Here is a 25,607-nt window from a genome sequence, read left to right as displayed (position 1 = left end):
CCGAGACGCGGCAACAATCGGCTTCTACGGTTTGCATTCGGCTCCGATGGCCCGCAGCACGGGCGGGCATATGGCTGCCTGCGACCTCGTGGCGGATGTGAATGGCTGAAATCCAGATGGGTGGATCGAAGCATTGCGAAGCGGCGACGCCGGCGGAGGTGGTCGCGCGGATCGACGGGATCGGCACGGCACGGGCAACGACTTATGGTTCAGCGGGCCGCCGCGTGACCTGGCGCCTCTGGGGCGGTGAGGATCTGCCTCTCCTGGTGCTGCTGCACGGTGATTTCGGGTCCTGGACGCATTGGATCCGATGCGTCCTGCCGCTGTCGGAACGCTTCCGGGTGATCGCGCCGGACATGCCGGGCTATGGTGACTCCGATATGCCTCCCGAACCCTGGGGGCCGGAGGACCTGGCCGTGATCCTCGCCGCCGGGCTCGGCCAGCTCCTGCCTGGGCCGCGGCGATACTGCCTTGCAGGCTTCTCCTTCGGCGGGATCATCGCCGGCCACCTCGCCGCGCTGGATGGGGAGCGGGTCGAGAAGTTGGTGCTCCTCGGGCCCGGCGGCCTCGGGCTGCCACGCGGGCCACTGCCGCCACTGCGCCGCCTCGACAGAGGAATGGGCGCGGAGGAGGCGTTCTCGATCCACCGGCATAACCTCGCGGCACTGATGCTCGCGGACCCAGCCCGGGTGGACGCGCTGGCGGTTCACCTGCAGCTCGAGAATGCGCACCGCGCCCGGGTGCGGGCCGGCGGCATCCCCGCATCCGATACGCTGCTGCGGGCGTTGCCCCGGGTGCACGCGCGGATAGCGGGTATCTGGGGGGAAAGAGACGCCATGGCCCAGCCGGTCCACGAGCGCGAGGAGATTCTGCGCCGCCTTCAGTCCGGCCTCGACTTCCGCATCATTCCGGGTGCCGGTCACTGGACCCCCTACGAGGCGGCCGAGGCCGTTCACGCTGCCCTGCTGGAACTGCTCCTGGTGGATTGAGCCAGCACTGGCGGCGTTACACTCGCCGCCTCGGGCTACGAGATGTGCAGCCCGCAGACATTCCCTGGCCTGTCTCCGGACCTGACCGATGAAGGCCCTCGATCACTGCCGGCGAACAGCCATGGCTTTCTTTCGAGAGCGATACCACGCAGCGCCCGCTCGGCGGCGTTGTTGCTGAGGCAGATCCGGCCGTCATGCAGGAACCGGGTGAAGGCTTCCCAGCGCGTCAGCATGCAGTCCATGTCCTTGGCGACCGGGTTGTGCCGGGACAGCTTGCCACACTCTCGCACATCCAGGCCTCGAGCCCGGCAACGAGCGGCGCGGTGTGCTGGCGGCGGGCGGCCAGGCGCTTCTCGGCTGGCAGCCCGTTGATGGCGCGCTCGGCGTCAAAGATGGTGTCGATCCGCCGCACTGCCTCGATGGCGAGTGGCGCGCGCGACAACTCGGCCAGCTCGAATAGCCTGCGCCTACCGTGCGCCCAACACGCCGCCTTGGTGATCGGCCCGGGCTTTCGATCGGCCTCGTAGAAGCCGTTGTAGCCCGCATAGGCGTCGGCCTGCAGGATGCCGGCATAGCCGACCAAGTGCCGGTTCGGGTGCTCGGCCGTCCGGTCCCGCGAGGTGCGGAACATCGCGGCCGCGGGCGCCCGCCCACCAAAGGGCCGGTCGTCGCGGACCCATGCTCCGCGCAGGCGGGGTCAACCAGCCCCAGGACCCGCTGAGCACCAAGCTTCTCAGCACGTTCACCTGTTCGGCGAAAGCGGGTATGGGAGCGTGAATCCGTCCTGCAAACAAGGAGCCGCGGCGCGGGCCTATACCCCCTCCGGCACCACCACCCGCCGCCCCGGCTTCCGCGCCGTGATCGGCAGGCCCGCAAACAGGTCCTTCTCCGCCTCCACCAGGATCAGCCCGGCGAAGCGGGGGTAGAGCATCGGTCCCGCCCTTTCCCAGGCCCTGGCGCCGCGCAGCAGCAGCCGGGTGCGGAAGGGTGGCACGAAGAGTGCGGCGCTGCGGCGTTCCACCCGGAACATCTGCCGCCGCAGCAGCTCCTCCAACTGGCCGGGGGAATAGGGCTGGCCCTGGCCGAAGGGGGTGCGTTCCAGATGCGCCCAGAGGCCGAGCCGGTTCGGCGCCACCACCAGCAGCCTGCCGTCATCCTTCAGCACCCGCCAGGCCTCGCGCAGCAGGCGGCGGGCATTCTCGGCGGTCTCCAGCCCGTGCACCAGCAGGATGCGGTCGAAGCTGAGGTCGGGGAAGGGCAGCGCCTCCTCCTCGCCGACCGCGGTGCAGGAAGGGGCGCTGCGCGGCCAGCGCCAGCGCGGCAGATTGGGCGGCACCAATGCCACGCAGCGCGCCGCCTCGCCCCGCCAGAGCCGCAGGAAGGGGCTGGCATAGCCGAGGCCCAGCACCGCCTGGCCAGGCAGCCGCGGCCAGAGCCCGCGCAGCCGGTCCCGCAGCAGTCGGGCGGTGACCAGCCCCGCCGGCGAGGCGTAGAAATTGCCCAGACCGTGGACCTCCTGGCTCATGGCGCCGATATAGGCCGGAGAGGGCCCGGATTTCACGGGCCGAGAGGAGGCTCCACCGATGCCGCTCACCGTCACGCCCCTGCCGTGTCTTTCCGACAACTATATCTGGATGCTGCGGGATCAGGCATCGGGCGCCGTCGCGATCTGCGACCCGGGCGAGGCCGGCCCGGCCGCGGCGGCGCTGGAGGCGGCGGGCGGGCGGCTCGACCTCATCCTGCTGACGCACCACCATGGCGACCATGTGGGCGGCGTGGCCGAGCTGAAGGCGCGGTTCGGCGGCAAGGTGGTGGGCGCGGCAGCGGATTCGCACCGGCTGCCGCCGCTCGACCTGGCGGTGCGGCCCGGCGACCGGATCGCGCTGGGCGAGAGCGGGGCCGTGGTGATCGACACGCCCGGCCATACCCGCGGCCATATCGCCTATCATTTCGACACGGCGCATGTGCTGCTCTGCGGGGATACGCTGTTCTCGCTCGGCTGCGGCCGGCTGCTGGAGGGCACGGCGGCAGAGATGTTCGGCTCGCTCCAGGCACTGGCCGCCCTGCCGGCGGTGACGCTGGTCTGCTGCGGCCATGAATACACGGAAAGCAATGCCCGCTTCGCGCTGACGGTGGAGCCGGGCAATGCGGCGCTGCGCGGGATGGCGGCCGCGGCCAGCGCGCGCCGCGCCGCGGGGCAGCCCACGGTGCCGACCACGCTCGACCAGGAACTGGCCGCCAACCCCTTCCTGCGCGCGCCCGACGTGGCCCGGCTTGCGGAGATCCGCACCGCGAAGGACAACTTCCGGGGATAAGCCAGGGAGGAACCGGCCCATGAAGCTGCACCATTCGCCCACCAGCCCCTATGTCCGCAAGGTGATGGCCTGCGCCATCCTGCGCGGGCTGGAGGGGCGGATCGAGACCATCGCCACCAACCCGCACCAGTCGCCGGCGCATCTCCTGGCCGACAACCCGCTCTCCCGGGTGCCGGCGCTGGTGACGGATGAGGGCCTCGCGCTCTTCGACAGCCCGGTGATCTGCGAATACCTGGACAGCCTGGGCGAGGCGCCGCGGCTGTTCCCGCCCGCCGGCCCGGCGCGCTGGGTGGCGCTGAAGCAGCAGGCGCTGGCGGATGGCATGCTGGATGCGGCGGTCGGCCGGCGGCTGCAGATGGGCCTGCCGCAGGACGAGGGCCGCCAGGCTTCCGACGCGCGGCAGAAGGCAGCGGTGGAGCGCAGCCTGGACCTGCTGGAGGCGGAGGCGGCGAAGCTGGCGGGGCCGCTGACCATCGGCTCGGTGGCGGTGGTCTGCGCGCTGGGCTACCTCGATTTCCGCTTTGGCGCGGAGGACTGGCGGGCGGCGCATTCGAAGCTGGCGGCCTGGCTCGCGGGGGTGGCGGAGACGCCGGCCTTCGCGCGGACGGTGCCGGTGGGGTAGGGGCGGCACCGGCCGTAAGGAACGAGAGCGCCGGCCCCGGAATGCCTCCGATTGCCTGGCATCCGCATTGGCTTCGGTGAGGCCAGGACGGCCGTAGTCTTCGTGGCGCCAGCCCGGGAACATAGTATACGTTCCAGGCACCCCGGCATGAGGGCCGGAGGAGGTGCCAGCATGACCGGCGGGCGCCGCCAGGGGCAGCGCAGGCTGGCGGCCATCCTGTTTGCTGACGTGGTCGGCTACTCGCGCATGGTGGCCGAGGACGAGGCGGCCGCGCTCGCACGGGTGAGCGCGCTGCGTCGCCGCGTGGTCGAGCCGCGCATCGCCGCGCATGGCGGCCGTCCCTTCGCGGCGCTGGGCGACGGCTTCGTCTCCGCCTTCCCGAGCGCCGTCGAGGCGGTGGCCTGCGCGGTCGAGGTGCAGGGTGAACTGCTCGCCGCGGTGGAGGGTGCTACCGCCCGGCCCTGGCAGGGCCTCGCGCTGCGGATCGGGGTCAGCCTCGGCGATGTGGTGGTCGAGCCCGATGGCGCTGTCTATGGCGACGGCGTGAACATCGCGGCGCGGCTGCAGGCATTGGCCGAGCCGGGCGGCGTCCTGGCCTCGGGGGAGGTGCATGGCCAGCTCGCCGGGCGGCTGACGCTGCCCTTCGAGGATATTGGTGAGCGCGAGCTCAAGAACATTCCCCACGCCGTGCGGCTGTTTGCCCTGCCCGCGGCGGCCGTCGCTGCCCTACCAGCGCCGGGGGGCACTGGCGGGGCCACGGGGCGGGGCGTCCCGGTGGCGCGGGCGGCGCGCGGCTCTGGCAGGGGGCGCGATGCTCGCCGCGGCCGTGGCGGGGGGAATGGGATGGTGGGCTTCCGCCCAGCGCCCGGCGCCAGCCATCTCGCCCGCGGCGCAAGGACCACCGCTGCAAGCGGCCGCGGGGATGCCGGAGCGCCCGGCCCCACGCATGTCCATGGTGGTGCTGCCCTTCGCCAACCTCGGCGGTGACCCCGGGCAGGACTACATCGCCGATGCGGTCACGGACGACCTGACCGCCGCCCTCGCCCTGTCCCGGGAAGTCCTGGTCATCGGCCGCGGCACCGCCTTCACCTATAAGGGCCGCGCCATGGACGCACGCCAGGTCGGCCGCGAGCTCGGGGTGCGCTACGTGGTCGAGGGCAGCGCGCGGCGGCTCGGGGACCGCCTGCGGGTCAATGCCCAGCTCCTCGACGCCGCGACCGGGGCCCACCTCTGGGTCCACGGCTTCGACGAGCCATTCGCCGAGATCGCCGGGCTTACCCATATGGTCGCGGTGCAGATCGCGTCGGCCCTTGGCAACAGGCTGCTCGACGCCGAGATCGCCCGCGCCGGCGCGGAGCGCCCGCACAACCCGGACGCAGTGGACCTGGTGCTGCGCGGCCGTGCCCTCCTGTTCGGGGTGCCGTCGCCCGAGGCATACAACGAGGCGCGGCTCCTGTTCGAGCGCGCCATCGCGCTTGGCGCGACCTCCGCCGGCACGCACGCGCTCCTCGCGCATGTCCTCATGGGCCTGTGGACGAACGGCTGGTCCGAGGACCAGGAGGGCCTGCTGCGGCGCGCCGAGGAGCACATCGCCCTCGCCCTTGCACGCGATCCGCGCCTCGCCCGGGCCCACTACGTGTCGGGCATGGTCAACGAGGGCAGGCAGCGGTTCGACCTGGCCCTCGCCGAGTTCGATGTGGCCTTGAGCCTCGCCCCCAACTTCGCGGCGATCTATTCGCGCCGTGGCCGGGTGATGACCTTCACCGACCGGCCGGCGGAGGCCATGGCGGAGTTCCGCCAGGCGATCCGGATCAGCCCGCGCGAGCCCAATATCGGCATCCCGTACAACGGCCTGGCCTTCGCCAGCCTCATGCTCGACCGTGTCGAGGATGCGGTCGCCTACTCGGTGCGCGCCGTCGCCAGCAACCCGGATTACGCCGGCGGCCGCTTTGGCCTCGCCAGGGACCTCGCGCTGGCGGGCCGCAGGGAGGAGGCGCGCACTGCCCTCGGCGAGTATCTCAGGCTTCGTCCGGGCACGACGATCGCCGGCCTGCGCCGCTTGTCCCAGGGGCAGTCCGGGTATCCGCTTTACTCGGCGACATGGGAGAGGGGGGCGGAGGCGCTGCGCGCGATCGGGATGCCCGAGGAGTGACGCCGCTGGCCCTAAATCGCCCACCCCGCCTCACCCCCTCCGCCCCGCCAGCGCCGCCAGCAACCCGCCCCCCCGCCACCAGCGCCACCGCCGCCAGCACCTGCCAGGTGAGGCTTCCCTCCCCCATCGCCGCCAGCAGCAGCGTCGAGGCCACCGGCGTGGCATAGCCGAGCGTGCCCAGCAGCCGCGGATCGCCCCGCTTCATGCCGCGGTCCCAGAGGAAGAAGGCCGCGCCCATCGGCCCGAGGCCGAGCAGCAGCACTGCGGCCCAGTGCCGCGGCGCCAGCGCCGCCGCCGGCTCCAGCGCCAGATGCGCCAGCCCGGCCAGCAGCGCCGAGGCGAGGCAGAACCCCGCCACCGCCTCGCTTGGTACCCCGGCGAAGCGCACGGCCAGCACGGAATAGAGCGCCCAGGTGAGGGCGGCGCCGAGCGCGCAGGCGAAGCCCGCCATGGCTCCGGCCGGAAAGCTGGCGCCAATGCTTGTGCCCCCCGGCCAGCAGCAGCGCCGCCCCCGCCGCGCCCATCGCCACCCCCGCCAACCGCCACGGGCCGAGCCGCAACCCGCGCAAGGGCGCCGAGAGCAGCACGATCAGCAGCGGCCAGGTGTAGTTCAGCAGATTGGCCTCGACCGGCGGCGCCAGGGCCAGGGCGGCGAAATAGAGCGCGTGGAACCCGGCCAGCCCGCCCACCCCATGCACCCAGGCCAGCGGCGGCTGCCGCAGCGCCGCCAGCCGGCCGCGCGCCGCCACGACAGCCAGCCCGAGCAGCCCGCCCGCGGCGAAGCCCAGCGCCGTCAGCAGCAGCGGCGGCAAGGGCTGCGCCAGTCGCGCCAGCGGCGCGAGGAAGGCCCAGAGCGCCAGGGCAGCGCAGCCGGCCAGGGTGGCAGGGTTGGTGGACAAGTGAGCGGCATCCGGCAGGGGCGCGCACCATATCCCGCCGCAATGGATTCTGTGGAGGCAGGGGCATGGGGTTCTGGGCGCGTCTCTTCATCACGGCCTTCGCCCTCTGGGCGGCGACGGAACTCGTGCCGGGCCTGGAGGTGCGGGGCCTCTTCAGCCTGCTGCTGGCGGCGCTGGGCTTCGGCCTGGTGAATGCCTTCGTGCGGCCGCTGGCGGTGCTGATCTCCCTGCCGCTGACGGTGCTGACGCTCGGCCTCTTCCTGCTGGTGGTGAATGCGGCGATGCTGGGGCTCACCGCGCTGCTGGTGCCGGGCTTCCATGTGGCGGGGTTCTGGCCGGCCTTCTGGGGCGCGGTGGTGGTTTCCTTCACCAGTTGGGCGGCGACGCGGGTATTTGCGGGCGGACCCTCGCCGGCGCGGTGAGCGGGGCGTGATCGGCCCGGACCGAATTGCCGGTCACGCCTTGCCGGCGGCCCTTGCGGCCCAGTGTCGCTCCGGCTGCCCTGGCCGACCATGGCGTGACCGCATCCGGCCGAGCGATCACGCCCTGGCGTCCTGCCCCCGACCCTCAACGCCCATCGGAAGGGGCCAGCGGTATCAGGTGCTCAAAGGAACCAATGTCCCGTGGCCTCGAAGTTTGCCGTGACCTCCGCGGCGACCGCGTTCCAGTCCACCACCGCATTGGTATCGACGCCGAGATCGGCCACCGCCTGCAGCAGGTCGGCCGCGGAGGCAACTCCCGCCAGTTCGCCGGAGGCGACCGGCAGGGCCAGCTTGTAGCCGGCCGTGCCGTCCACCTCGCCCGGACTGCCCTGGCCCTGCTGGGCAGTGGTGGTCAGCCCGTGCAGCACGATCTCCTTGGCCTCGAGCGGCGTGATGCCGTCGAAGATCGCCTGCGCGTTCGGGTCGGCCGGGTCGAACTGGAAGACCTCGTGGTAGTGCAGCATCCCGTCGGCGCCGACGGTCGGGAACACCGCCTCGCCGGTGTGGTCGTGGCCGGCCGTGCCATGGTCATGGGCTGCGTTCTCGGGGTTCAGCGTCAGGTTCAACTGGATCGGCCCATAGGTCGCCAGCCCCTCCGCCAGTTCCACGAAGCCGTCGCCATCGGTGTCCTGGACGATGGTCGGCATCCTGGAATCGGTGTCGTCGTTGAAGCCATGGATGTGCTGGATGTGCACCTGGCCCGGCTCCAGGCCGCTCGCCTGGATGTCGACCGTCACGGTCTGGGCGTCCTGGTCCAGCAGCAGGACGACATGCCCGGCGACGCCGGAATTGTTCAGCGCCGTGAAGTCGGTCGCGTAGACGAGTTTGCCATCCTGGACGAAAGTGTCGTGTGCCATGCCGATTGATCTCCCGGGACCGGTCTGGACCCGCGGAGGGATACGGGCGCCGCTTCGCGCTGGATGTTCGGATCACGGAGTCGTTGGCGATAAATCCGCCCCTGGAAGGTTTCGGTTTCGCCGGCATGGCGAATTCGATACCGCTCCGTACGGGCAGGAACGGACCGCCATGCGGCCGCGCTTCAGGTTGCGACAAGCCAAGCCAGGAGCGCCGCGATCTCGGCTGCGGCCACGCAACCGACCATCAGGAGGTAGGGGCCGTCACCCCAATGCGCGGCCCGTTGCCCATCGCCGCCCTGCGCTGCCGTGGCCTCGCCTGGCAGCGCGGCAGCCCTTCCATTCCCATCGCGCGGCCTGCCGATGGCGGGATTCCCGTCCGCCTGGTTGCCATCCATCGCCCGCCCTTGCTCCTGCGATGCGGAGGATTACGGACCGCGGCGGCCTGTGGACCTCATCCTCGCGCCAAGGTGTGGGAGGGCCGTGCCTTGCGGCGGGGAAATGCGCGTCCTCGGCCCGGACCACCGGGTGCTCCGGGCGCGGGCCCGGACCCGGATGAACCGCAGCGCGTTGTCGGGCACAGGTTCCGGTGGTCGCGCCCCGGGAATGCGGGCCCTTCGGCGTGATCCAATCCGGTGGTGCCGGCGTAGAGTGGTGGGATGCATGCGTGGATGCGCCGGTGAGCCGAGGACGTGGTGCCAGGAGAGGAGCGGCGCGGAGCGTGACGCACGATGCGCCGGGTTGCGTTTCGCCGCGCGGGCGGCGCCCTGATGCCGGGCGCGCCGGAGGATGCAGAGGCGCCACGCATGCCGCGATGCGGGACGGACTTCTCGGACCATGTCGTGGCGGTGGCGCAAGGCCGCGACCGCGCGGCTTTCGTCGCCTTGTTCGGGCATTTCGCGCCACGGCTGAAGACCTATTTCCTCCGTTCGGGGGCAGGAAACGCGGAGGCCGAGGAGATGGCGCAGGAAGCCATGCTCCTTGTCTGGAGGAAGGCCGGCCTCTTCGACCCCGGAAGGGCGGCGGCGGCAACCTGGATCTTCACGATCGCGCGGAACCTGCGCGCCGACGCCCGCCGCCGCGGCCGGCTTCCGGTGCCGGTTGCCGGCACCGGCCCGGAGGCCATGGCACGGCTGCCGGACCCGGTGCCCGGCGCCGAGGAGATGGTCGCCGCGGCCCAGCGCGAGGCCAGGCTGCGCCAGGCCCTGCGCACCCTGCCGCGGGAGCAGGCGCGGGTGCTTGACCTGGCCTATTTCGAGGATCGGTCGCATGCCGAAATCGCGCGCGGGCTGAGCATACCGCTCGGCACGGTCAAGGCTCGCCTGAGGCTGGCGCTGGCGCGGCTGCGGGCGGCGCTCGGACGGGGGGAGGCGTCATGAGCGGCGGGGCGGCAGCGACGGCGATCCGGCACCACCCGAGCGACGCGACGCTGGTGGCGCATGCCGCGGGTACTCTCTGGGAGGCCGCGGCGCTCGTCGTCGGGGCCCATCTCGACCGCTGCGCGCAATGCTCCGCCACGGTCCGGCTGGCCGAGGCCGCGGGCGGCGCGCTGCTCGAGGGCCTGCCGCCGGCACCGCTAGCCTCGGACGCCCTGCAGCGGGCAATGGGCCGGTTGGACGAAGCCGCCGGCCGCCAGGAGCATCCGATGGCGCTGCCCGGAGCAGGCGAGCCGCGGCTGCGCTGGCTCGCGCCCGGCCTGCGGCATTCCGTGCTGCTGCGCGCGCCGGAGGAAGGGACGCTGCGGCTGCTGCGGGTGGCGCCCGGCACCGCGCTGCCGCGCCATTCGCACCGCGGCACGGAGCTGACCCTGGTGCTTGCGGGCGCCTTCGCGGAAGAGACGGGCCGCTACGGCCCGGGCGACCTCGCCGAGGTCGGGGAGGCGGTGAGCCACCGGCCGATGGCGGAGGGGCCGGAGGGTTGCGTCTGCCTGGTCGCAACCCAGGGGCGGCTACGCTTCGGGGCCTTGCTCGGCCGCATCTTCGGGGCTCTGGCGCGCATCTGAAGCCTGCTCCGCTCCGCCACAAGCCCAGGCGTCGACCGCCGCTGGCGCTTCGGGCGCAAGCCCCAAAAGGCATGCTACCGGTTGGTGCGGCCCTGCTGGTCGGGATCGACCCCGCCCTGCGGCGTGGTGTCGTTCATCACGTCGCCTTCGGCGGTATTCCCGCCTTCCAGCTTCTCGGGATCGACGCCGGTGCGGGTATGCACGCCCTTGGAGGTGCCGATGCCGGGATTGCGGTCCAGGTCATCCGGCGGCCGTGGCGTGCTGCCGCCAAGCCCGGCCTTGCGGTCCTCCGGCCCCTTCGGATGCTTGCTGCTGGTCATCGCGGCCTCCCTTGCCTGAGAGGCGAAGAACGGGGTGTGGCGACGGATGTTCCCGCCGCCACACCCCGCGCCATCAATACATGTGCTGCCCGCCATTGATGGAGAGGGTGGAGCCGGTGATGAAATCGGCATCGTCGGCGGTGAGGAAGACGACGCCGCGGGCGATGTCCTCGGCACGGCCGAGCCTGCCCATCGGGATGCGGGCGATGATCTTCTCCAGCACGTCGGGCGGCACCGCGCGCACCATCTCGGTATCGACATAGCCGGGGGCGATGGCGTTCACCGTGATCTGCGCCCGCGCGCCTTCCTGGGCCAGGGCCTTGGTGAAGCCATGGATGCCGGATTTGGCGGCGGCGTAGTTCACCTGGCCATATTGCCCGGCTTGGCCGTTGATCGAGCCGATATTGACGATGCGCCCGAATTTGCGCGCCGTCATGCCGTCCCAGGTGAGCTTGCACATGTTGTAGCAGGAGCCGAGATTGGTATCGATCACGCTGTCCCACATCTCGCGCGACATGCGCTTCATGGTGCCGTCGCGGGTGATGCCGGCATTGTTCACCAGGATCTCGACGACGCCGACCTCCTGCTCGATGCGCTTCAGCGCCTCGGCGCACTGGTCGAAATCGCCGACGTCGAATTTGTAGCAGGGGATGCCGGTGCGGTCCGTGAAGGCCTTGGCCGCCGCGTCATTGCCGGCATAGCTCGCCACCACCTTGCGGCCGGCGGCCTTGAGCCCCTCGCTGATCGCGGCGCCGATGCCCCGCTGGCCGCCAGTCACCAATGCAACACGTGTCATTGTTCCCTGCCTCCTCCGTTGGATCGCGTCTCCGGGGCACACTTGCCGGCGCCCCGCCCGTCTGCGCGACCATCCTGGCCTCGACGGATCAGTCTCAACACCGTCAGGGCCGGATGGCTACACCCGGCCCTCCGGGCGGCCCCGCCCTGTCGGGGCCGATCCCAGGTCAGCCCGGATCGCCGGGCAGGATCAAGCGCCAATACCGCCCGGTGTCATTGCGCCGGATCAAGCCGCCGCGCTTCGCGCGCCGGCTTCGCCCCGGGCCTCAGCGGCGCCGCAGGCTCAGGATATAGGCCACCACCCCATCCAGCTCGGCATTGCTCAGCCGGAAGTCCGGCATCTGCGCATGCGGAGTCTGCAGGAAGGCTCGAAGTGACATTTGCGTGGTGGAGGGCATGCCGGCGATGGCGGCGAAGGGCGGCGCCGCGTCGCCGGCCGGGCCGCGCGCCGCCGGGCCGACCAGATGGCAATTGGCGCACCAGGTCTCGGCCACCACGCGCCCATAGGCGAGTTGCTCGGCCTGCACGCCGGAAGGCGCGAGATTCTGGGCCGTGGATTGGGCCAGGGTGGGCAGTGGCGCGGCGAGCAGCGCGAGGATGGCGAGGCGCAGGCTGTTGCATTGCATGGATGGGCTCCTTCCGGCACAGCCTGGACCGCAACCATCGCAGCGGTCCAGGCTTCAGCCCTGGCGCGCCAGGTAGTCGATGATCCGCTGCCGCAGCGCGGCATCGCGGAGCGGCGGCAGCCCCATCAGCGTGCCGGGGACCAGCGCCTCGGGATCGGCCAGGAAGCGGTCCAGCGTCGTCCGGTCCCAGACCAGGCCGGAGCGGCGCAGCGGTTCGGAATAGGCGAAGCCCTGCTGGCTGGCGGCGCGGCGGCCGAACACGCCGCGCAGCCCCGGGCCGGGCAGCCCCTCCTCCAGGGGATCGGCGACCGAATGGCAGGAGATGCAGCGCTGGAAGTCGCGCTCGCCGGGGTCCTGCGCCCGCGCCGCGCCGGCCGCCAGCAGCGCCAGCGGCAGCAGCCATCTCACCGGGTCGGGGCCATGGCCAAGTGGTCGGTGCTGCTTTCCGGCAGCCAGACCTCGCCCGGCCGGCCGAGGATCTGCCGCACCCGGGCGCCAGGCCGGGGAAGGGTGGCGCTGTCCCAGCGCTCGGTCGCGGGGTCGAAGCGCAGCACGGCATTGCTGCCCCAGTCGCTCACCCAGACCCGGTCCGCCTCGTCCACATAGACCGCATAAGCCTGCGGCTTCTCACCCGGCAGGCGCCAGCTCCGCCAGGACCCGTCCTTCGGGTCGTGCACCGAGAGATTGCCGCTGTTCCATTCACTCACCCAGATGCGGCCGCGGCTGTCCGACCAGACCCGGCGGGCGCCCTGGCGCGGCGTCGGCGGCTCGATCACCCGGCTCTCCCCGGTGGCGAGGTCGATCTCGGCGATGAAGCTGCCGGCGAGGGAGCAGTAGAAGACCCGGCCCTCCGGCGTCGTGGTGATGCCATAGGGGCCGCGGCCGCGCGGCGCGCGATAAACCCGCATCTGCCCGGATTGCGGCTCCAGCACGCCGTAGAAGCCGGCCTGGCCGGTCCACCAGATGCGGCCCTGGCGGTCGAAGGCGGCGGTGTTCAGGTTGGTGTAGCCGGTCTCCTCCGGCAGCCGCCAGGTCCGGACCTGCTCGGTCACCGGGTCCACCCGGACGATGGCGTTCAGCCCGCCATCGGTGATCCAGGCCGCGCCGTCCGGGCCGATGATGACGCCATGCGGCGCCGAGCCCTCGCCCAGCGGGATCTGCCGCGCCTGGCCGGTGCGCGGGTCGAACCGGCCGAGCTGGCCGCTGCGCTGCGCCGTGTACCAGACCGTGCCATCGGCCGAGACGGCGACATCATGCGGATAGGCGCCCGGCGGCAGGGTGAAGGAGCGCAGCGCGATCTCGCCCGCGAAGGCCGGGAAGGGGGCCGGGGCGGCCAGCACCAGCAGCAGTGCGAGGGCAGGCAGGAAGCGTCGCATGGTGGTCCTCCCTTGGTGCCGTCCAGGGGCCGGCGGCCCGGTGGAAGATTAGGCCGGGGTCGCCTCGAAGACGATGGCCTGCGGCCGCATCCCGCCGGGATCGGGGCCGAATTCCTGGCGCAGCGGCACCGTCAGGGCGCCCGGCGCCCGCCCCGCCGGCATCGCCTTTGCGCGAGCAGCCGCTTCCCTGCTCCGCCAGGCGCCGGCCGGCTTGCGCCCGGCCCGGGAGAGGCTGTAACGCCGGCGTCGCAGAGCCAGATGGAGCGCCCGCCATGCCGACGATCCCCCGCATCCCCCGCCGCGCGGCGCTGGCCGGGCTCGGCGGCCTGGCGCTGGCCGCCCGCGCCGGGGCGCAGCCGGTGCGGCCGCTGACCCTGGTGGTGCCCTATGCGGCGGGCGGCGGCACCGACATCACCGGGCGGGAATTCGCCCAGGTCTTCGCGCCCGAGATCGGCCAGACCGTGGTGGTGGACAACCGCGGCGGCGCCGCCGGGCATGTCGGCTCGGTCAGCGTGGCGCGGGCGCGGCCGGATGGCAGCACGCTGCTCTTCGCCGTCTCCACCAACATCACGGTCAACCCGCATATGCAGCGTGGCGACCGCATCGACCTCGCCACCGCGCTGGCGCCGGTGGCGCAGGTCTCCACCTACCAGTACGTGCTGGTGGTGCATCCGGACGTGCCGGCGCAGAACCTGGCGGAGCTGATCGCCTATGCCCGCACCCGGCCGCGGGGCGAGCTCACCTATTCCTCGGGCGGCGTCGGCAATGCCAACCACCTGGCGGGGGTGCTGTTCTCGGAAGCCACGGGGCTCTCGATGGAGCACGTGCCCTATCGCGGCACCGCGCCGGCGCTGATGGATGTGGTGGCGGGGCGGGTGACGATGAATTTCAGCTCGCCGCCCCCCGCCATCCCGCTGGTGCGGGAGGGCAGGCTGCGGGCGCTCGCCGTTACCGGGGACAGCCGCATCGCCGCCCTGCCGGAGGTGCCGACCCTGGCTGAGGCCGGGCTGCCGGGCGTGGTCATCAAGGGCTGGCATGGCGTCTTCGCGCCCGCCGGCGTGCCGGCGGAGCAGATGGACCGGCTGGAGCAAGCCGCCCGCCGCGCCGTCGCCACGCCGAAATCCCAGGAGCGGCTGGAAACCGACGGGCTGGAGCCGGCACCGGTGCGGCCGCGCGCGGAATTCGCCGCGGCGGTGCGGGAGGAGAGCGCCTTCTGGGCCGCCAAGCTCCGGGAGCTCGACATCAAGCTGGAATAGGGGGCGGCCGAGGCGTGGCGGGCGGCCTATCGGCGCCCGCCGTGCCAGCCGCCGCCGTGCCAGCCACCACCCCGCCAGCCGCCGCCATGCCAGCCCCCGTGCCATCCGCCATAATACGGCCGGCGAAAGGCACCGATGCCGAAGCCCAGCGAGACGCTGGGGCCGTAATAGGGATAGGCGCCATAATAGGGGTAGGCGCCGTAATAGGGGTAGGCGCCGTAATAGGGATAGGCCCCGTAATAGGGATTGGCATAGGGGGTCCCATAGCCCACCGCCGGTGCCATCGCGGCCTGCACCTGGTTGCCGGTGCTGGCCATGCATTGGGCATAGGCCATGTCGTAGCGCTGCTGCAGCCCGTAGCTGGAGGTCTGCGCGTTGTTGGCGCCGATGGCTGAGCCGGCCAGCAGCCCCGCCCCGGCGCCCACCGCTGCCCCGGCCCCCGCCGCGCCGCCCGCCGAGCCGATCAGCGCCCCCGCCGCGGCGCCGAGCGCGGTGCCGGCCACCGCACTGCCCACCGCCGCTTGGTTGGCCGCCTGCTGCGGGCTGCCATAGCCGATCTGGCTGCTGGCATAGTTGCGGCACCCCACATCCTCCTGCTGGAAGCGGCCGAGGTCCTTGCCCTGCTGCGGCATGGCGAAGACCGTGGGGCCGGTGGGCGGCACGACGGCGCAGGCGCCAAGCGCCAGGGTGCCGAGAAGGGCGCCGGTCAGGGCGGGGATCGATCGGGCGGTGGACATGGTGCGCTTCCCTGGGGGTGCGGCTTCGATGCGGGCCGCCCCTGGATATGGGGTGGCGCCCGGGCCATTGCCCGTGCCGTTACATGACAGGCTGTTGCGCGGCGTGAGGGGTTTGACTCTTGTGGGCCGGGTCACGCCCTCCGGCTTCGCCTTCGGGCGACCGGGCCACTCACCCGGCGCCGCGTTCCAGCAGCCGCGCGAAGATCGGCACCGCCGCCGCGAGATCCGCCACCGCCACGCATTCGCGCGGGGTATGCGCCGTCCCGATCCCGCCGGGGCCGAGCACCAGGCAAGGGGCCAGCGCCTGCAATTCCGAGGCATCGGTGCCGAAGGGCACGGTGGTGGCGGCGCGGCCGGTCAACTCGCAGGCCAGGCGGACCAGCGGATGGTCGGGGGCGAGTTCGGGCGGGTTGCCCTCCACCGTCTTCTCCAGTTCGAGCCCGGCGCGTTCCGCCGCGTCGCGCACCGCGGCCAGGACCGGCGCCGGATCGAGGCTGCGGCTATAGCGGAACTTTATGCGGCAGGTGGCCAGCGGCACGGTCACGTTCACCGCCGTGCCGTGGTTGTCCAGCACCAGGTTGAAGTCGGGGGCGGGCGGGTCATAGGCCGCATCATGCAGCGCGGGGTCCTGCCGCAGCCGCGCGGCGAGCGCCTGCATCTCGACCAGGAAGGGGATCAGCGCCCAATTGGCGTTCCGCCCCTGGCCGGTGGAGGAATGCGCCTGCACCCCATGCGCGCGGATGATGAAGTTGATGGAGGCGCGATGACCGCGCACCGGCACCATCCCCGTCGGCTCCGCCACCACGATGCCGCGGAGGCCGAGCCGCCGGGCCAGCGCGCTGCCCGCCACGGCGCGGGCGCCCGCCTTGGTGGTTTCCTCATCCGTGGTGATGAGCAGGGTCGCCGGCACATGCGCCGGCACGGCGCGGGCGGCCAGGATACAGGCGGCCAGCGGCCCCTTCATGTCGACGCTGCCGAGCCCGTGCAGCACTCCCTCGGCATCGAGGCGCGGCTCCCAGGGATTGGCCTGCCAGCCGGTATCGGGGACGGTATCCATATGGCCGGAGAGCGCCAGGCCGCCGGGCGGGCCGCGATGCGCCACCAGGGCGCGCTTGGCCACGCCATTCGCATCCGCATAGTCCAGCCGCTCCAGCTCGAACCCCGCGAGTTCCGCCTCGATCCGCTCCGCGATGGGAAGGTTCGAGAGGCTGCTACGGCTGTCGATGGCGACGAGGTCGCTGGTGAGGCGGGTGATCGCCGCTCGATCGTCGGAGGGCGAAGCCTGGAGACGTGAATCGGCCGGCATCATGGTTCCTCCATGCCGGGGAGACTTGCCCTTTCGCCGCGTCCCGGCAAGGCTCCACCCATGGAAACCCTCGCCTATCTCGACCCCCGCAGCGGCCGGACCTGGCCGCTCGACCCGCCGCGCTGGTGCGGGCCCGCGCAGGAGCCGCTGCTGCTGACCGACCTGCCCGGCATCGGCCCCGCCGATATCGACCGGGAGCGGCGCAGCCTCTGGCGCTACCGCGCCGCCCTGCCGGCGCTGCCGGATGCCGCCCTCATCAGCATGGGGGAGGGCTGCACGCCGCTGGTGCCGCGCCGCATCGCCGGGGCCGAGGTGCTGCTGAAATGCGAATGGTTCATGCCGACCGGCAGCTTCAAGGACCGCGGCGCCAGCGTGATGCTCTCGCTGCTGCGGGCGCAGGGCATCACCGAGGTGCTGGAGGACAGTTCCGGCAATGGCGGCGCCGCCATCGCTGCCTATGCGGCAGCGGGCGGGATGCGGGCCAGGATCATGGTCCCGGCCGCGACCTCCCCGGCCAAGACCGTGCAGTCCCGCGCAGCCGGCGCCGGGATCGAGTTGGTGCCCGGCAGCCGGCAGGACTGCGCCGATGCGGCGCTGCGGGAGGCGGAGAACATCTTCTATGCCAGCCACAACTGGCACCCCTTCTTCCTGCAGGGCACCAAGACCCTGGCCTATGAGCTATGGGAGGATCTCGGCTTCCGGGCGCCGGACAATGTCATCATCCCCTGCGGCGCCGGGTCGAACGTGCTGGGCTGCGGCATCGGCTTCGGGGAGCTGCTGCGCGCCGGGCAGATCGCCCGGCTGCCGCGCCTCTTCGCGGCGCAGCCGGCGCATTGCGCGCCGATCGCCCGCGCCTTCCTCGGCGCGCCCGATGCCGAGCCGGAGCCGACCATCGCGGAGGGCACCGCCATCGCGCAGCCGATCCGCCTGCCCGAATGCCTGGAGGCGCTGCGCGAGAGCGGGGGCGGCGCGGTGATGCTGAGCGAGAAGGAGATCGGCGCCGCCACGCTCGAACTGGCGCGCGGCGGCGTCTATGTGGAGCCTACCTCCGCCCAGGCCGCCGCCGCCTTCGGTCGGCTGCTGCGGGCGGGCAGCATCAACCCGGCGGAGACGACGGTGGTGGTGCTGACCGGCTCCGGGCTGAAGTCCACGCCGCGCATCGCGGAACTTCTGGGAGTGACATTGTGATGCGCGTCGCGCTGCTGGGCTTCTCGATCGAGTGCAACCGCTTCGCCCCGCCGGCGACGCAGCAGGATTTCACCACGCGCTGCTGGCTGGAGGGGCCGGCGATCCTCGCCGATGCCCGCAGCGACTCCTCCGCCGCGCTGGGCGAGATGCCGGGCTTCGTCACCGACATGGACGCCGCCGGCCCCTGGCATCCCTGTCCGATCCTGCTGGCCATGGCGGAGCCGAACGGCCCGGTGGAACATGCGGTCTTCGAGGCCATGATGCGGAACTGGCGGCGCGGGCTGGAGGCGCTGCGCGGCCATGTCGATGCGGTCTATTGCGTGCTGCACGGCGCCGGCCTCACCACCGAGCTGGACGACCCGGAAGGCGCCGTGCAGGCGCTGGTGCGGGAGGTGCTGGGGCCGGAGGTGCCGCTGGTGTGCAGCTACGACCTGCATGCCAATGTCTCCGACGCCATGGTGCGGGATTGCGATGCCTTCGTGGGCTACCGCACCAACCCGCATCTCGACATGCGCGAGCGCGGCGCGGAGAGCGCGCAGCTCCTGCGGCGCCTGGTGGGCGGCCTGAAGACCCATCTGGCCCTGCGCCGCCTGCCGATCGTGCCGCCCACCGTCTCCATGCTGACGGCGGCGGGGCCCTATGCGGAGGTGATCGACCTCGGCCAGGAACTGGCCGCGAAGGACCAGCGCATCCTGAACGTCTCGGTCATGGGCGGCTTCGCCTATGGCGACACGCCCTTCAACGGCCTGGCGGTGGTGGTGACGGCCACCGAGGCGGAGGCCGCCGAGGCGCTGGCCGATACCCTGGCCGAAGCCGCCTGGGAGCGCCGCGCCCGCTTCACCGCCAGCCTCACGCCGCTGCCGGAGGCGGTGCGGCTGGCCCGCGAGAGCCCGGTGCCGCTGGCCTTTGCCGATGTCGCGGACAACCCCGGCGGCGGCGGAAGGGGCAATACCATGTTCATCCTGGAAGCCTTCCACGCCGCCGGGGTGGAGGGCTGCCTGGTCGGCGTGATCCACGACCCGCTGCTGGCTGCCGAGGCGCATGAGCGGGGCCTTGGCGCCCGCTTCACCGCGCGCTTCAACCGGCCGCAGGGGACGCTTGCCGCCGATGACCCCTTCAGCCACCCCTTCGCCGCCGAGGCGGAGGTGGTGGCGCTCTCCGATGGCCAGGTCACCGGGCGGCGCGGCATCTTCGCCGGCACGGCGATGCAGCTTGGGCCGACGGCGGCGCTGCGCCTGGGCGGGATCACGGTGGTGGTGATCTCCATCCGCACGCAATGCGCTGACCCGGCCTTCCTGGAGCATCTCGGCCTCGATATCGGCGCGGCGCGTTCGGTGGTGGTAAAGTCGCGCGGGCATTTCCGCGGCGGCTTCGACGAGTTCTTCAGCCATGAGCGGATCGTGGAGGTGGATGCGCCGGGCCTGACAACGCCGGTGCTGGCGCGCATTCCCTTCACGCGGCTGCCGCGGCCGGTGCTGCCGCTGGATGCGGAGACGCGGTGGGCCTTGCCGCGAAGAGGGTGAGGCCGGTCCAAACCGTCGATGAAGGAAGCCAAAGCCATGCCTGCCAGGCAGGTCAAAATTCCCGCCCCCGATCATCCGATTGCGATCGAGCCGAACCCGGCGCGGGTCGTCGTCTCCATCGCGGGCCGCGTCATCGCCGATACCCGGGCGGCGCTGACGCTGCGGGAAGCCTCCTATCCGCCGGTGCAGTACATCCCGCGCCAGGATGTCGACATGGATCTGCTGAAGCGGACGGACCACGCGACCTACTGCCCCTACAAGGGCGACTGCGCCTATTTCAGCATCCCGCTGGGCGGTGAGCGGTCCGCGAATGCCGTCTGGACCTACGAAGCCCCCTTCGCACCAGTCGCCGCGATCAAGGACCATGTCGCCTTCTACCCTGATCGCGTCGATGCGATCGAGGAGCGGCACGGAGGTTGAGTGCCTTGCCTGGCACCGGATGCCGTGAATTCCCCGCTGCGGATCGGGCGCGATGAGCCGGCAGGGCCGCTTCCTGGCGCCGCCGCCGTAGCGGCGCTAGGCTCCCCCGCATGACGCTCGACGATCTTACCACCCCCTGCCTGGTCCTCGACCTCGGCATCCTGAAGCGCAACCTGGCCGCCATGGCGGCGGCGGTGGCGCGGCACCCCGGCCTGACGCTGCGGCCACACCTGAAAACCGCGAAAAGCCGCGAGGTGGCGCGGCTCGCCGCCCCGGATTGCGGCCCCATCACGGTCAGCACCCTGGCCGAGGCGCGCTACTTCGCGGAAGGCGGCTGGCGCGACCAGATCTATGCCGTGGGCATCACGCCGCGGAAGCTGGATGCCGTGGCCGCGCTGAACGCAGCCGGCGCGGAGGTGAAGGTCATCACCGATGATCCCGAGTCCGCCCGCGCCATCGCCGCGCATCCCGGGCCGCTGCGGGCGCTGATCGAGGTGGATATCGGCGAGGGCCGCGGCGGCGTCACGCCGGAAAGCGACGCGTTGCTCGCCATCGCCGCCGCGCTCGGCCCGCGCCTGGCGGGCGTGCTTACCCATGCCGGCCACAGCTATCTCGGCCGCAGCGCCGAGGACATGGTGGCGGTGGCGGAGACGGAGCGCGCCGGCGTGGTGCGCGCGGCGGAACGGCTGCGCGCGGCGGGGCATCGGGTGGAGATCGTCTCGCTCGGCTCCTCGCCGACCGCGCTGCATGGGCGCAGCATGGCCGGCGTCACCGAGGTGCGGGCCGGGGTCTATATGTTCGGCGACCTGTTCCAGGCGCAGCTCGGCACCCATGCGGCCCAGGACATCGCGGTGACGGTGCTGGCCAGCGTCATCGGCCGCAAGCCGGAGCGCAACGCGGTGCTGCTGGATGCAGGCGCGCTGGCGCTCTCCAAGGACCGCAGCACGGAAAAGGCGCCGAAGGACTACGGCTTCGGCCTGATGCTGGACCGCGAGGGCAGGCGCAGCTTCGGCGAGGCCATCCTGACGCGCACGCATCAGGAGCATGGCGAGGTGCAGGGCGACGGTCCCTTGCCCTTCGAGCGCCTGCCCATCGGCGCCCTGGTGCGGGTGGCGCCCAATCATACCTGCCTCACCGCCGCGGCGCATGACCGCTACCATGTGGTGGAGGGCGGGCAGGAGGTCATCGCGGTCTGGGACCGGGTGAACGGCTGGTAGCCAGCAGGTCAAACAGGAGACGTCGCATGAATGACACGCCCAGCAAGCCCGCCTTCTCCCCCGCCCGCGTGGTGCCGCTGCCGGGCGGCGCGAAGCTGATCTTCTGCTCCGGCGTCACTGCCCGCGGCAGCGCCGCGGAAGCGGAGGGCGTGGAGGCGCAGGCGGCGGAGTGCTTCGCGCGGCTCGGCCGGGCGCTGGCCGCCGAGGGCGCCTCGCTGCAGGACCTGCTGAAGGTGAATACCTGGCTCGCCGACATGCGCGACTATGCCGGCTTCGACGCGGCGCGCCGCCACGCCTTCGCCGAGCTTGCCACGCCGCCCGCCAGCACCTGCGTCGGCGGCGCGCAATCCACCACCACGGCAAGCCGCATCGAGATCGAGGGTGTCGCGGTCTGGAGCCCGAAGACATGAGTCTCGCCGAGCATATCCGCGGCGAATCCGCGCGGCTGGCGGCGCTCTGCTCCGCCTGCGGCGAATGCGTCCGCGCCTGCCCGATGACGCCCTATGCCGCCGGCGTGGATGCCGCGGCGCCGGGCGCGGTGGCGGCGGGCATGCGGGATGTGCTGCGGGACGGGCCGGGCACGCCGGAGGCGCTGGCCTGGATCGGCGCCTGCACGAAAAGCGGCCTCTGCACCGCCGCCTGCCCGGAGCGCATCGACGCCGCGCTCATGCTGCGCCTGGCCGGCATGCGCGTGCGCGGCGCGCTGGGCGAGGCGCCGCGCATCCCGGTGCGCGAGGACACGCAATTCTCGCCCCGGGTGAAGGCCTTCGCACGCCTCACCATGACCGAGGAGGAGCAGGCGCAATGGCTGTGACGATGCACCCCGCGCCTGCGACATTCTGGTACGGCTGCAACATGGCGCGGCATGGCGAGATCATCCGCCTCACCACGCGGCTGCTGGAGGTGGCGGGCGTGCAGGCCGCGCCGGCCGGCGGCCCCGCGCATTGCTGCGGCTCGCCCAAGGAGTCCAATGCCCGGATCAATGAGGGCATGGGCCGCCGCACCGTGGAGAAGTTCAACGCCGCCGGCCATGGCCAGGTGATTACCTGGTGCCCCTCCTGCCACATGAACATGCAGGATGTCATGGCGCCGGTGACGCCGACCGCCTTCACCACCACCCATGTCTCCGAGGTGCTGCATGCGGCGCGGGAGCGGCTGCGACCGCTGCTGGTGCATCCGGTGCGGGCCCGGGTGCTGCTGCATGCGCATCACGGCTTCGATGCGCGGGTGCCGGTGAATACTCTGGCGCCGGATCTGCTGCGCCTCATCCCCGGCCTCACGGTGCTGGAGCATCCCTGCCGGGCGCCGGGCCATATGTGTTCCGGCCTGGTCGGCGTGCCCGGCGCGCTGGCGGATGCGCAGCGGGCGGCGCTGGCGGCCATGGCGGAGTGCGGCGCCGATACGCTCTGCACCCTCTTCCATTCCTGCCACCGGGAGGCGGTGGCGCTGGAGCAGACTCACCCGATCCGCGTGGTGAACTGGGTGCACCTGCTGGCCGAGGCCGCGGGCTGGCCCTATAAGGACGACTACAAGGCCTGGCGCAACGCCCCCGACCCGCGGGCCGCCGTGGGCGCGGCAGGGATCGAGGCGGCGGGAGAGGTGGTCTTCACCCGCCTGGTGGAGCCGGAACTGCGGAAGCCGCCCTCGGCGTGAGGCGGGCCGATGACCGCAGGGCCGCATGGCCCGGAGGTCTGAATCGGGCCGAAGATACGAGGCGGGCCGATGCGTCTCGGAACCGGACAGGGGATCACCCGACCAGGTCAGCCGGTGGCCTCGCCAGGCGAAGGCCGCACCCTGCTCATCAGCAGCGCGCCGGCTACGCCCGCGCAGGCGCAGACGCCAATGGGCAGGGCAGAGGTCCGGCCCAGCGCGGCGAGGACCGCGACAAGAGGCGGCCCGACGAGCAATGCGAGGCCACGGCTGGTATAGAGGGCCCCCAGCACCGCCCCCGCGGCGCGACGGCCGAAGATGTCCACGGCGAAGGCCGGAAGCAGCGCCACGAAGCCGCCATAGAGCACGCCGAACGCCAGGGCGAAGACCGCCATGCCAAGCCCCGTTCCGCTCACCGCCCACCAGAGGGTGGCGGCCGCCACGCCCCAGCAGCAGCCGAGGAAGGTTTGCCGCCGCCCCACCTCGTCCGCCAGCGCCCCGAGGACGAAGCGGCCGCCGATGGAGCCGAGGCCGATCAGGCCGAGGAGCGACAGCGCCTCGCCGCGTGGCACCCCTTGCGCCTCCGCGAAAGCGGCGAGATGCGCGAAGGGCACGCCTACCGGCACCGATACCAGGAAGCAGGCGCCATAGAGGCGGGCGAAGCCCGGGCTGCGCAGCACCTCGCGCACCGGGGCGCAATCCCGCGGCGGCACGGGGGCGGGGCTCGCGCGCCATCCGGATGCAGGCCCCGGCTTTCCGGCGAGCGGGCCAGGAGCAGCGCGCCGCCGAGGCCAACCAGCCCCGCCAGCACGCCGGAGATCACGAAGGCGGTGCGCCAGTCTCCGATGCGCGCCAATAGCGCGGCCGCCGGCGGCACCAGCGCCGTGCCGACGCCGATGCCGCAGGCGGCGATGCCGGAGGCTAGTCCGCGCCGGACAACGAACCACCGCTGCACCGCCGCGATCGCCGGCACATAGGCGAAGCCGATGCCGATGCCGATCAGCAGGCCATAGCACAGCAGCACCTCGGCGAAGCTGGTGGCGCCGCCGGCCGAGACGAGGCCGGTCCCGACCATGAGCATGCCCATGGCCGCGAGCAGGCGCGGGCCGATGCGGTCCGCGATCGGGCCGCTGATGGCGCTGACCGTGAAGGCGGTGAAGCCGCAGAGCGAGTAGACTAGGCTGACGGAGGCGTGGGAGGCGCCGAAAGCCTGCTCCAGATCCGGCGCGAAGGCGGCGAAGGAATAGGCGGCACCGTAGCCCACCATCGTCACCAGGAATGCGCCGGCCACCACGGCCCAGCCCTGGAACAGCGCGCGCGGGCGCTGCCTTGGCCAGGCGATGGCGCGCGGCAGGCGGCGGCGAACCGCCGGAATGGCCTGCACCACGGCCGCCGCGGCTGTCACCCTGCGCGGGGCGCCTTGCGGCGCGGCGTCATCGCTCATCGCCCCGCCGGCCGCAGCGCCAGGGCAAAGAAGCCGGCGACCTGCGCCGCCGAGAATTCAGCCAGTTCGGGCCAGGGGACGGCCGGAATGCGTTCCGTGCTGCCCGGTGCCGGCAGCAGCGACCGCCCCTCCTGCCCGTAGGCCGGGCGATCCCAGGCAAATCCGGCCCCCGCATATTCGACCCGCCGCACCGCCGCGCCACCCCGCGCGAGGGCCACGGCCGCCGCGGCGCAGGCCGCGGGAGGGTTGGCCGGGTCGGCGCCGCCATGCAGCAGCAGCAGGGGTGTCCTGGCCGGGGCCGGGAGCTGGGCCGGCAGGGTGGCGCAGCCGGGATACAGCAGCGCCCGCGCCGCGAAGGGCACCCGCACCGCCGCTGCCGCGGCGGCGCCCGCCCCGAATCCCAGCACGCCGATCCTGGAGCCATCGATCCGCGGGTCGGCGGCCAGGGCTTCGGCGGCCAGGGGCAGAGCCGGCAGAACCTCATCCGACAGCAATTCGAGCACGGCGATGCCGGCGCCGCCGAGCTGCGCGATGTAGCCCTCGCTGCGCGGGTCGGGTCCGAGCGCGTCATGGACCAGCACCACCGCGGGCAGGCGGCGTCCGTCGCCGGCCAGGGGCAGGGTGAGCGTGCCGATGACCGATGGCGCGACGAAGGTGACGGTCTGCGTGGCGGGGTTCGCCTGCGGCTCGGCTGCGTCGGCGCTGCGGAGCAAGCCGCCGGGCAGCATGGTGGCGATGACCATGGCCATGGCCAGGACGCAGCGGCATGGCCCGGGCCGGAATGGCAAGCTCTGCGGCATCGACGCTCTCCCCCAAGGGCCTGATCGGAGGCTGGTTCTGGAGACTGCATCCGGCGCGGTCTGTGACCGCGCGCACATCCTGGAATCGTCAGGAAGGCCGCGCGGAGCATCCATGCCAGGCCGCCGGCCCGGGGCCGGCCGGCGGGGCCGCTGTCCCGGTCACGCCATGGAAAGCGACCGTGCGGTCCCCGGGGGTGGCCGCGCCGCGGCGGGATGCAGCCGGAGGGGTGAGGGAGAGCAGGTTGGATGGGCGCGGAGCATCGGCTGTCCTACCGCGGAGACTGGTTGCGCCGGCGGGCAGCTCCACGCCGAACCGGGATTGCATACGAGACTACAGAGCGCGGCCTCCTGCATCGGAAGGAAACTACTGTGGTGACGGCCATGCTCGCCTACTCGTGATTCCAGCGCGTGGTGCGGGTCCTGCGGAACAGGCCCGAGAGATGCGTCCTCACCGTCGTCGCGGCGAGCCCGACCACCACCTCCTGCCAGCGGGCGGATTCGAGCACGCAGTCATGGATCGGCGCGAGGATGACGCTGAGGAAGCCGGACTCGCGGAGCAGACGCCTGCCATGGTTTCCGGAAGGGCGCGGAACCTGACATGGCGCCTTGGCTGCAGATACAACGAAACCTCGCG

28 protein-coding genes and 3 pseudogenes are annotated in these 25,607 nt (G+C 72.3%); 16 read left to right on the top strand and 15 right to left on the bottom strand.

Annotated features, from left to right (window positions below; all coding sequences use genetic code 11):
- The first annotated feature begins 158 nt into the window (after positions 1–158).
- Positions 159–989 (top strand): alpha/beta fold hydrolase, encoded by an 831-nt coding sequence (locus KSF81_RS22425; RefSeq protein ID WP_217380847.1) that lies wholly within the window; start codon positions 159–161, stop codon positions 987–989.
- Positions 990–1,084: 95 nt separating this feature from the next.
- Here KSF81_RS22425 and tnpC read toward each other — a convergent pair.
- Positions 1,085–1,668 (bottom strand): annotated as a pseudogene (gene tnpC / locus KSF81_RS22420) (IS66 family transposase); the annotation flags it as partial.
- Between the two features lie 132 nt (positions 1,669–1,800).
- Positions 1,801–2,514, bottom strand: a complete 714-nt coding sequence (locus KSF81_RS22415) for a class I SAM-dependent methyltransferase (RefSeq protein WP_217380846.1) — start codon at positions 2,512–2,514, stop codon at positions 1,801–1,803.
- A 58-nt stretch (positions 2,515–2,572) separates the two neighbouring features.
- On the opposite strand from KSF81_RS22415, the gene gloB reads away from it, so the two are divergent.
- The 4 genes from gloB to KSF81_RS30365 all read left to right on the top strand — a co-directional run bounded on the left by gloB (position 2,573) and on the right by KSF81_RS30365 (position 6,078).
- A complete protein-coding gene (gloB, locus tag KSF81_RS22410; protein ID WP_217380845.1) occupies positions 2,573–3,304 on the top strand; it encodes a hydroxyacylglutathione hydrolase in 732 nt (243 codons plus the stop codon).
- A 19-nt stretch (positions 3,305–3,323) separates the two neighbouring features.
- Positions 3,324–3,926, top strand: a complete 603-nt coding sequence (locus KSF81_RS22405) for a glutathione S-transferase family protein (RefSeq protein WP_217380844.1) — start codon at positions 3,324–3,326, stop codon at positions 3,924–3,926.
- Positions 3,927–4,097: 171 nt separating this feature from the next.
- Positions 4,098–4,913 carry an adenylate/guanylate cyclase domain-containing protein gene (locus KSF81_RS22400; RefSeq protein ID WP_217380843.1) on the top strand — a complete coding sequence of 272 codons (816 nt, stop codon included), beginning with the start codon at positions 4,098–4,100 and terminating at the stop codon, positions 4,911–4,913.
- Entirely contained in the window at positions 4,873–6,078 is a 1,206-nt protein-coding gene (locus tag KSF81_RS30365) for a hypothetical protein (protein WP_254453695.1), read from the top strand. Before KSF81_RS22400 ends, KSF81_RS30365 begins: the two co-directional genes overlap by 41 nt.
- 130 nt (positions 6,079–6,208) lie before the next feature.
- Here KSF81_RS30365 and KSF81_RS30360 read toward each other — a convergent pair.
- Together KSF81_RS30360 and KSF81_RS30355 are read right to left on the bottom strand one after the other, a co-directional pair.
- Positions 6,209–6,529 (bottom strand): annotated as a pseudogene (locus KSF81_RS30360) (EamA family transporter); the annotation flags it as partial.
- Positions 6,530–6,632: 103 nt separating this feature from the next.
- Positions 6,633–6,977, bottom strand: a pseudogene (locus KSF81_RS30355) (EamA family transporter); the annotation flags it as partial.
- A gap of 65 nt (positions 6,978–7,042) precedes the next feature.
- Between KSF81_RS30355 and KSF81_RS22390 the strand changes: the two are divergent.
- A complete protein-coding gene (locus KSF81_RS22390) occupies positions 7,043–7,399 on the top strand; it encodes a phage holin family protein (RefSeq protein ID WP_217380842.1) in 357 nt (118 codons plus the stop codon).
- Between the two features lie 182 nt (positions 7,400–7,581).
- Here KSF81_RS22390 and KSF81_RS22385 read toward each other — a convergent pair whose 3' ends face one another.
- Complete coding sequence (locus KSF81_RS22385) at positions 7,582–8,316, bottom strand: CHRD domain-containing protein (RefSeq protein WP_217380841.1); 735 nt, start codon at positions 8,314–8,316, stop codon at positions 7,582–7,584.
- Positions 8,317–9,044: 728 nt separating this feature from the next.
- On the opposite strand from KSF81_RS22385, the gene KSF81_RS22380 reads away from it, so the two are divergent.
- Positions 9,045–9,692, top strand: coding sequence for a sigma-70 family RNA polymerase sigma factor (locus KSF81_RS22380; protein ID WP_254453694.1), 648 nt, complete (start codon positions 9,045–9,047; stop codon positions 9,690–9,692).
- A complete protein-coding gene (locus KSF81_RS22375; RefSeq protein WP_217380840.1) occupies positions 9,689–10,315 on the top strand; it encodes a ChrR family anti-sigma-E factor in 627 nt (208 codons plus the stop codon). The genes KSF81_RS22380 and KSF81_RS22375 overlap by 4 nt, the downstream gene beginning before the upstream one ends.
- A 74-nt stretch (positions 10,316–10,389) precedes the next feature.
- On the opposite strand, the gene KSF81_RS22370 is transcribed toward KSF81_RS22375, so the two are convergent.
- From KSF81_RS22370 to KSF81_RS22350, 5 genes are all read right to left on the bottom strand, one after another.
- Positions 10,390–10,635, bottom strand: coding sequence for a hypothetical protein (locus KSF81_RS22370; RefSeq protein WP_217380839.1), 246 nt, complete (start codon positions 10,633–10,635; stop codon positions 10,390–10,392).
- A 73-nt stretch (positions 10,636–10,708) separates the two neighbouring features.
- Positions 10,709–11,431, bottom strand: a complete 723-nt coding sequence (phbB, locus tag KSF81_RS22365) for an acetoacetyl-CoA reductase (protein WP_217380838.1) — start codon at positions 11,429–11,431, stop codon at positions 10,709–10,711.
- A 265-nt stretch (positions 11,432–11,696) separates the two neighbouring features.
- Positions 11,697–12,056 carry a c-type cytochrome gene (locus tag KSF81_RS22360; RefSeq protein WP_217380837.1) on the bottom strand — a complete coding sequence of 120 codons (360 nt, stop codon included), beginning with the start codon at positions 12,054–12,056 and terminating at the stop codon, positions 11,697–11,699.
- Between the two features lie 54 nt (positions 12,057–12,110).
- Complete coding sequence (locus KSF81_RS22355; RefSeq protein ID WP_217380836.1) at positions 12,111–12,464, bottom strand: c-type cytochrome; 354 nt, start codon at positions 12,462–12,464, stop codon at positions 12,111–12,113.
- Positions 12,461–13,432: a hypothetical protein gene (locus tag KSF81_RS22350; RefSeq protein ID WP_217380835.1), complete on the bottom strand. Its 972-nt coding sequence runs from the start codon at positions 13,430–13,432 to the stop codon at positions 12,461–12,463. The genes KSF81_RS22355 and KSF81_RS22350 overlap by 4 nt, the downstream gene beginning before the upstream one ends.
- A gap of 272 nt (positions 13,433–13,704) precedes the next feature.
- Between KSF81_RS22350 and KSF81_RS22345 the strand changes: the two genes are divergently transcribed.
- Positions 13,705–14,688, top strand: coding sequence for a tripartite tricarboxylate transporter substrate binding protein (locus KSF81_RS22345; RefSeq protein WP_217380834.1), 984 nt, complete (start codon positions 13,705–13,707; stop codon positions 14,686–14,688).
- Positions 14,689–14,714: 26 nt separating this feature from the next.
- Here KSF81_RS22345 and KSF81_RS22340 read toward each other — a convergent pair whose 3' ends face one another.
- Together KSF81_RS22340 and KSF81_RS22335 are read right to left on the bottom strand one after the other, a co-directional pair.
- On the bottom strand, positions 14,715–15,425 hold the full coding sequence (locus KSF81_RS22340) for a hypothetical protein (protein ID WP_217380833.1): 711 nt from the start codon (positions 15,423–15,425) through the stop codon (positions 14,715–14,717).
- A 169-nt stretch (positions 15,426–15,594) separates the two neighbouring features.
- A complete protein-coding gene (locus KSF81_RS22335; protein WP_254453693.1) occupies positions 15,595–16,734 on the bottom strand; it encodes a M20/M25/M40 family metallo-hydrolase in 1,140 nt (379 codons plus the stop codon).
- Positions 16,735–16,791: 57 nt separating this feature from the next.
- Here KSF81_RS22335 and KSF81_RS22330 point away from each other — a divergent pair, with 57 nt between their 5' ends.
- The 7 genes from KSF81_RS22330 (at position 16,792) to KSF81_RS22300 (ending at position 22,732) form a co-directional block, all read left to right on the top strand.
- Positions 16,792–17,919: a pyridoxal-phosphate dependent enzyme gene (locus KSF81_RS22330; RefSeq protein WP_217380832.1), complete on the top strand. Its 1,128-nt coding sequence runs from the start codon at positions 16,792–16,794 to the stop codon at positions 17,917–17,919.
- A complete protein-coding gene (locus KSF81_RS22325; RefSeq protein ID WP_217380831.1) occupies positions 17,919–19,442 on the top strand; it encodes a M81 family metallopeptidase in 1,524 nt (507 codons plus the stop codon). The genes KSF81_RS22330 and KSF81_RS22325 overlap by 1 nt, the downstream gene beginning before the upstream one ends.
- 36 nt (positions 19,443–19,478) lie before the next feature.
- Positions 19,479–19,862 (top strand): DUF427 domain-containing protein, encoded by a 384-nt coding sequence (locus KSF81_RS22320; protein WP_217380830.1) that lies wholly within the window; start codon positions 19,479–19,481, stop codon positions 19,860–19,862.
- Between the two features lie 110 nt (positions 19,863–19,972).
- Positions 19,973–21,079, top strand: coding sequence for an alanine racemase (locus KSF81_RS22315; RefSeq protein WP_217380829.1), 1,107 nt, complete (start codon positions 19,973–19,975; stop codon positions 21,077–21,079).
- 26 nt (positions 21,080–21,105) lie between these two features.
- Positions 21,106–21,489: a RidA family protein gene (locus KSF81_RS22310; protein WP_217380828.1), complete on the top strand. Its 384-nt coding sequence runs from the start codon at positions 21,106–21,108 to the stop codon at positions 21,487–21,489.
- Entirely contained in the window at positions 21,486–21,893 is a 408-nt protein-coding gene (locus KSF81_RS22305; protein ID WP_217380827.1) for a 4Fe-4S dicluster domain-containing protein, read from the top strand. The genes KSF81_RS22310 and KSF81_RS22305 overlap by 4 nt, the downstream gene beginning before the upstream one ends.
- Positions 21,884–22,732 carry a (Fe-S)-binding protein gene (locus KSF81_RS22300; protein WP_217380826.1) on the top strand — a complete coding sequence of 283 codons (849 nt, stop codon included), beginning with the start codon at positions 21,884–21,886 and terminating at the stop codon, positions 22,730–22,732. The genes KSF81_RS22305 and KSF81_RS22300 overlap by 10 nt, the downstream gene beginning before the upstream one ends.
- A 107-nt stretch (positions 22,733–22,839) precedes the next feature.
- On the opposite strand, the gene KSF81_RS22295 is transcribed toward KSF81_RS22300, so the two are convergent.
- The 3 genes from KSF81_RS22295 to KSF81_RS22285 are packed head-to-tail and all read right to left on the bottom strand — an operon-like array spanning position 22,840 to position 24,973.
- The gene (locus KSF81_RS22295; protein WP_309139650.1) at positions 22,840–23,418 is read right to left on the bottom strand and encodes an MFS transporter; all 579 of its coding nucleotides are present in this window, start codon (positions 23,416–23,418) and stop codon (positions 22,840–22,842) included.
- Positions 23,346–24,173, bottom strand: a complete 828-nt coding sequence (locus KSF81_RS31650) for an MFS transporter (protein ID WP_217380824.1) — start codon at positions 24,171–24,173, stop codon at positions 23,346–23,348. The genes KSF81_RS22295 and KSF81_RS31650 overlap by 73 nt, the downstream gene beginning before the upstream one ends.
- Positions 24,170–24,973 carry a dienelactone hydrolase family protein gene (locus tag KSF81_RS22285; protein ID WP_217380823.1) on the bottom strand — a complete coding sequence of 268 codons (804 nt, stop codon included), beginning with the start codon at positions 24,971–24,973 and terminating at the stop codon, positions 24,170–24,172. Before KSF81_RS22285 ends, KSF81_RS31650 begins: the two co-directional genes overlap by 4 nt.
- Positions 24,974–25,607 lie beyond the last annotated feature (634 nt).

Origin of the sequence: Siccirubricoccus sp. G192 (assembly GCF_019084075.1) — a bacterium.
Classification (GTDB): Bacteria; Pseudomonadota; Alphaproteobacteria; order Acetobacterales; family Acetobacteraceae; genus G192.
Note: the sequence above shows the minus strand (reverse complement) of the source record. Positions and strands in the feature narration are given on the sequence as shown.

What these genes read in the sequence shown, in the direction of transcription:
- KSF81_RS22315 (WP_217380829.1), top strand. Translation starts at nt 19,973, where the DNA reads ATGACGCTCGACGATCTTACCACCCCCTGCCTGGTCCTCGACCTCGGC.
- KSF81_RS22320 (WP_217380830.1), top strand. Translation starts at nt 19,479, where the DNA reads ATGCCTGCCAGGCAGGTCAAAATTCCCGCCCCCGATCATCCGATTGCG.
- KSF81_RS22375 (WP_217380840.1), top strand. Translation starts at nt 9,689, where the DNA reads ATGAGCGGCGGGGCGGCAGCGACGGCGATCCGGCACCACCCGAGCGAC.
- phbB (WP_217380838.1), bottom strand. Translation starts at nt 11,431, where the DNA reads ATGACACGTGTTGCATTGGTGACTGGCGGCCAGCGGGGCATCGGCGCC.
- KSF81_RS22340 (WP_217380833.1), bottom strand. Translation starts at nt 15,425, where the DNA reads ATGTCCACCGCCCGATCGATCCCCGCCCTGACCGGCGCCCTTCTCGGC.
- KSF81_RS22335 (WP_254453693.1), bottom strand. Translation starts at nt 16,734, where the DNA reads ATGATGCCGGCCGATTCACGTCTCCAGGCTTCGCCCTCCGACGATCGA.
- KSF81_RS22415 (WP_217380846.1), bottom strand. Translation starts at nt 2,514, where the DNA reads ATGAGCCAGGAGGTCCACGGTCTGGGCAATTTCTACGCCTCGCCGGCG.
- KSF81_RS22405 (WP_217380844.1), top strand. Translation starts at nt 3,324, where the DNA reads ATGAAGCTGCACCATTCGCCCACCAGCCCCTATGTCCGCAAGGTGATG.
- KSF81_RS22380 (WP_254453694.1), top strand. Translation starts at nt 9,045, where the DNA reads ATGCGCCGGGTTGCGTTTCGCCGCGCGGGCGGCGCCCTGATGCCGGGC.
- KSF81_RS22350 (WP_217380835.1), bottom strand. Translation starts at nt 13,432, where the DNA reads ATGCGACGCTTCCTGCCTGCCCTCGCACTGCTGCTGGTGCTGGCCGCC.
- KSF81_RS22385 (WP_217380841.1), bottom strand. Translation starts at nt 8,316, where the DNA reads ATGGCACACGACACTTTCGTCCAGGATGGCAAACTCGTCTACGCGACC.
- KSF81_RS22300 (WP_217380826.1), top strand. Translation starts at nt 21,884, where the DNA reads ATGGCTGTGACGATGCACCCCGCGCCTGCGACATTCTGGTACGGCTGC.
- KSF81_RS22345 (WP_217380834.1), top strand. Translation starts at nt 13,705, where the DNA reads ATGCCGACGATCCCCCGCATCCCCCGCCGCGCGGCGCTGGCCGGGCTC.
- KSF81_RS22370 (WP_217380839.1), bottom strand. Translation starts at nt 10,635, where the DNA reads ATGACCAGCAGCAAGCATCCGAAGGGGCCGGAGGACCGCAAGGCCGGG.
- KSF81_RS31650 (WP_217380824.1), bottom strand. Translation starts at nt 24,173, where the DNA reads ATGAGCGATGACGCCGCGCCGCAAGGCGCCCCGCGCAGGGTGACAGCC.
- KSF81_RS22330 (WP_217380832.1), top strand. Translation starts at nt 16,792, where the DNA reads ATGGAAACCCTCGCCTATCTCGACCCCCGCAGCGGCCGGACCTGGCCG.
- KSF81_RS22390 (WP_217380842.1), top strand. Translation starts at nt 7,043, where the DNA reads ATGGGGTTCTGGGCGCGTCTCTTCATCACGGCCTTCGCCCTCTGGGCG.
- KSF81_RS22360 (WP_217380837.1), bottom strand. Translation starts at nt 12,056, where the DNA reads ATGCAATGCAACAGCCTGCGCCTCGCCATCCTCGCGCTGCTCGCCGCG.
- KSF81_RS22325 (WP_217380831.1), top strand. Translation starts at nt 17,919, where the DNA reads ATGCGCGTCGCGCTGCTGGGCTTCTCGATCGAGTGCAACCGCTTCGCC.
- KSF81_RS22285 (WP_217380823.1), bottom strand. Translation starts at nt 24,973, where the DNA reads ATGCCGCAGAGCTTGCCATTCCGGCCCGGGCCATGCCGCTGCGTCCTG.
- KSF81_RS22400 (WP_217380843.1), top strand. Translation starts at nt 4,098, where the DNA reads ATGACCGGCGGGCGCCGCCAGGGGCAGCGCAGGCTGGCGGCCATCCTG.
- KSF81_RS22310 (WP_217380828.1), top strand. Translation starts at nt 21,106, where the DNA reads ATGAATGACACGCCCAGCAAGCCCGCCTTCTCCCCCGCCCGCGTGGTG.
- KSF81_RS22305 (WP_217380827.1), top strand. Translation starts at nt 21,486, where the DNA reads ATGAGTCTCGCCGAGCATATCCGCGGCGAATCCGCGCGGCTGGCGGCG.
- gloB (WP_217380845.1), top strand. Translation starts at nt 2,573, where the DNA reads ATGCCGCTCACCGTCACGCCCCTGCCGTGTCTTTCCGACAACTATATC.
- KSF81_RS30365 (WP_254453695.1), top strand. Translation starts at nt 4,873, where the DNA reads ATGTCCATGGTGGTGCTGCCCTTCGCCAACCTCGGCGGTGACCCCGGG.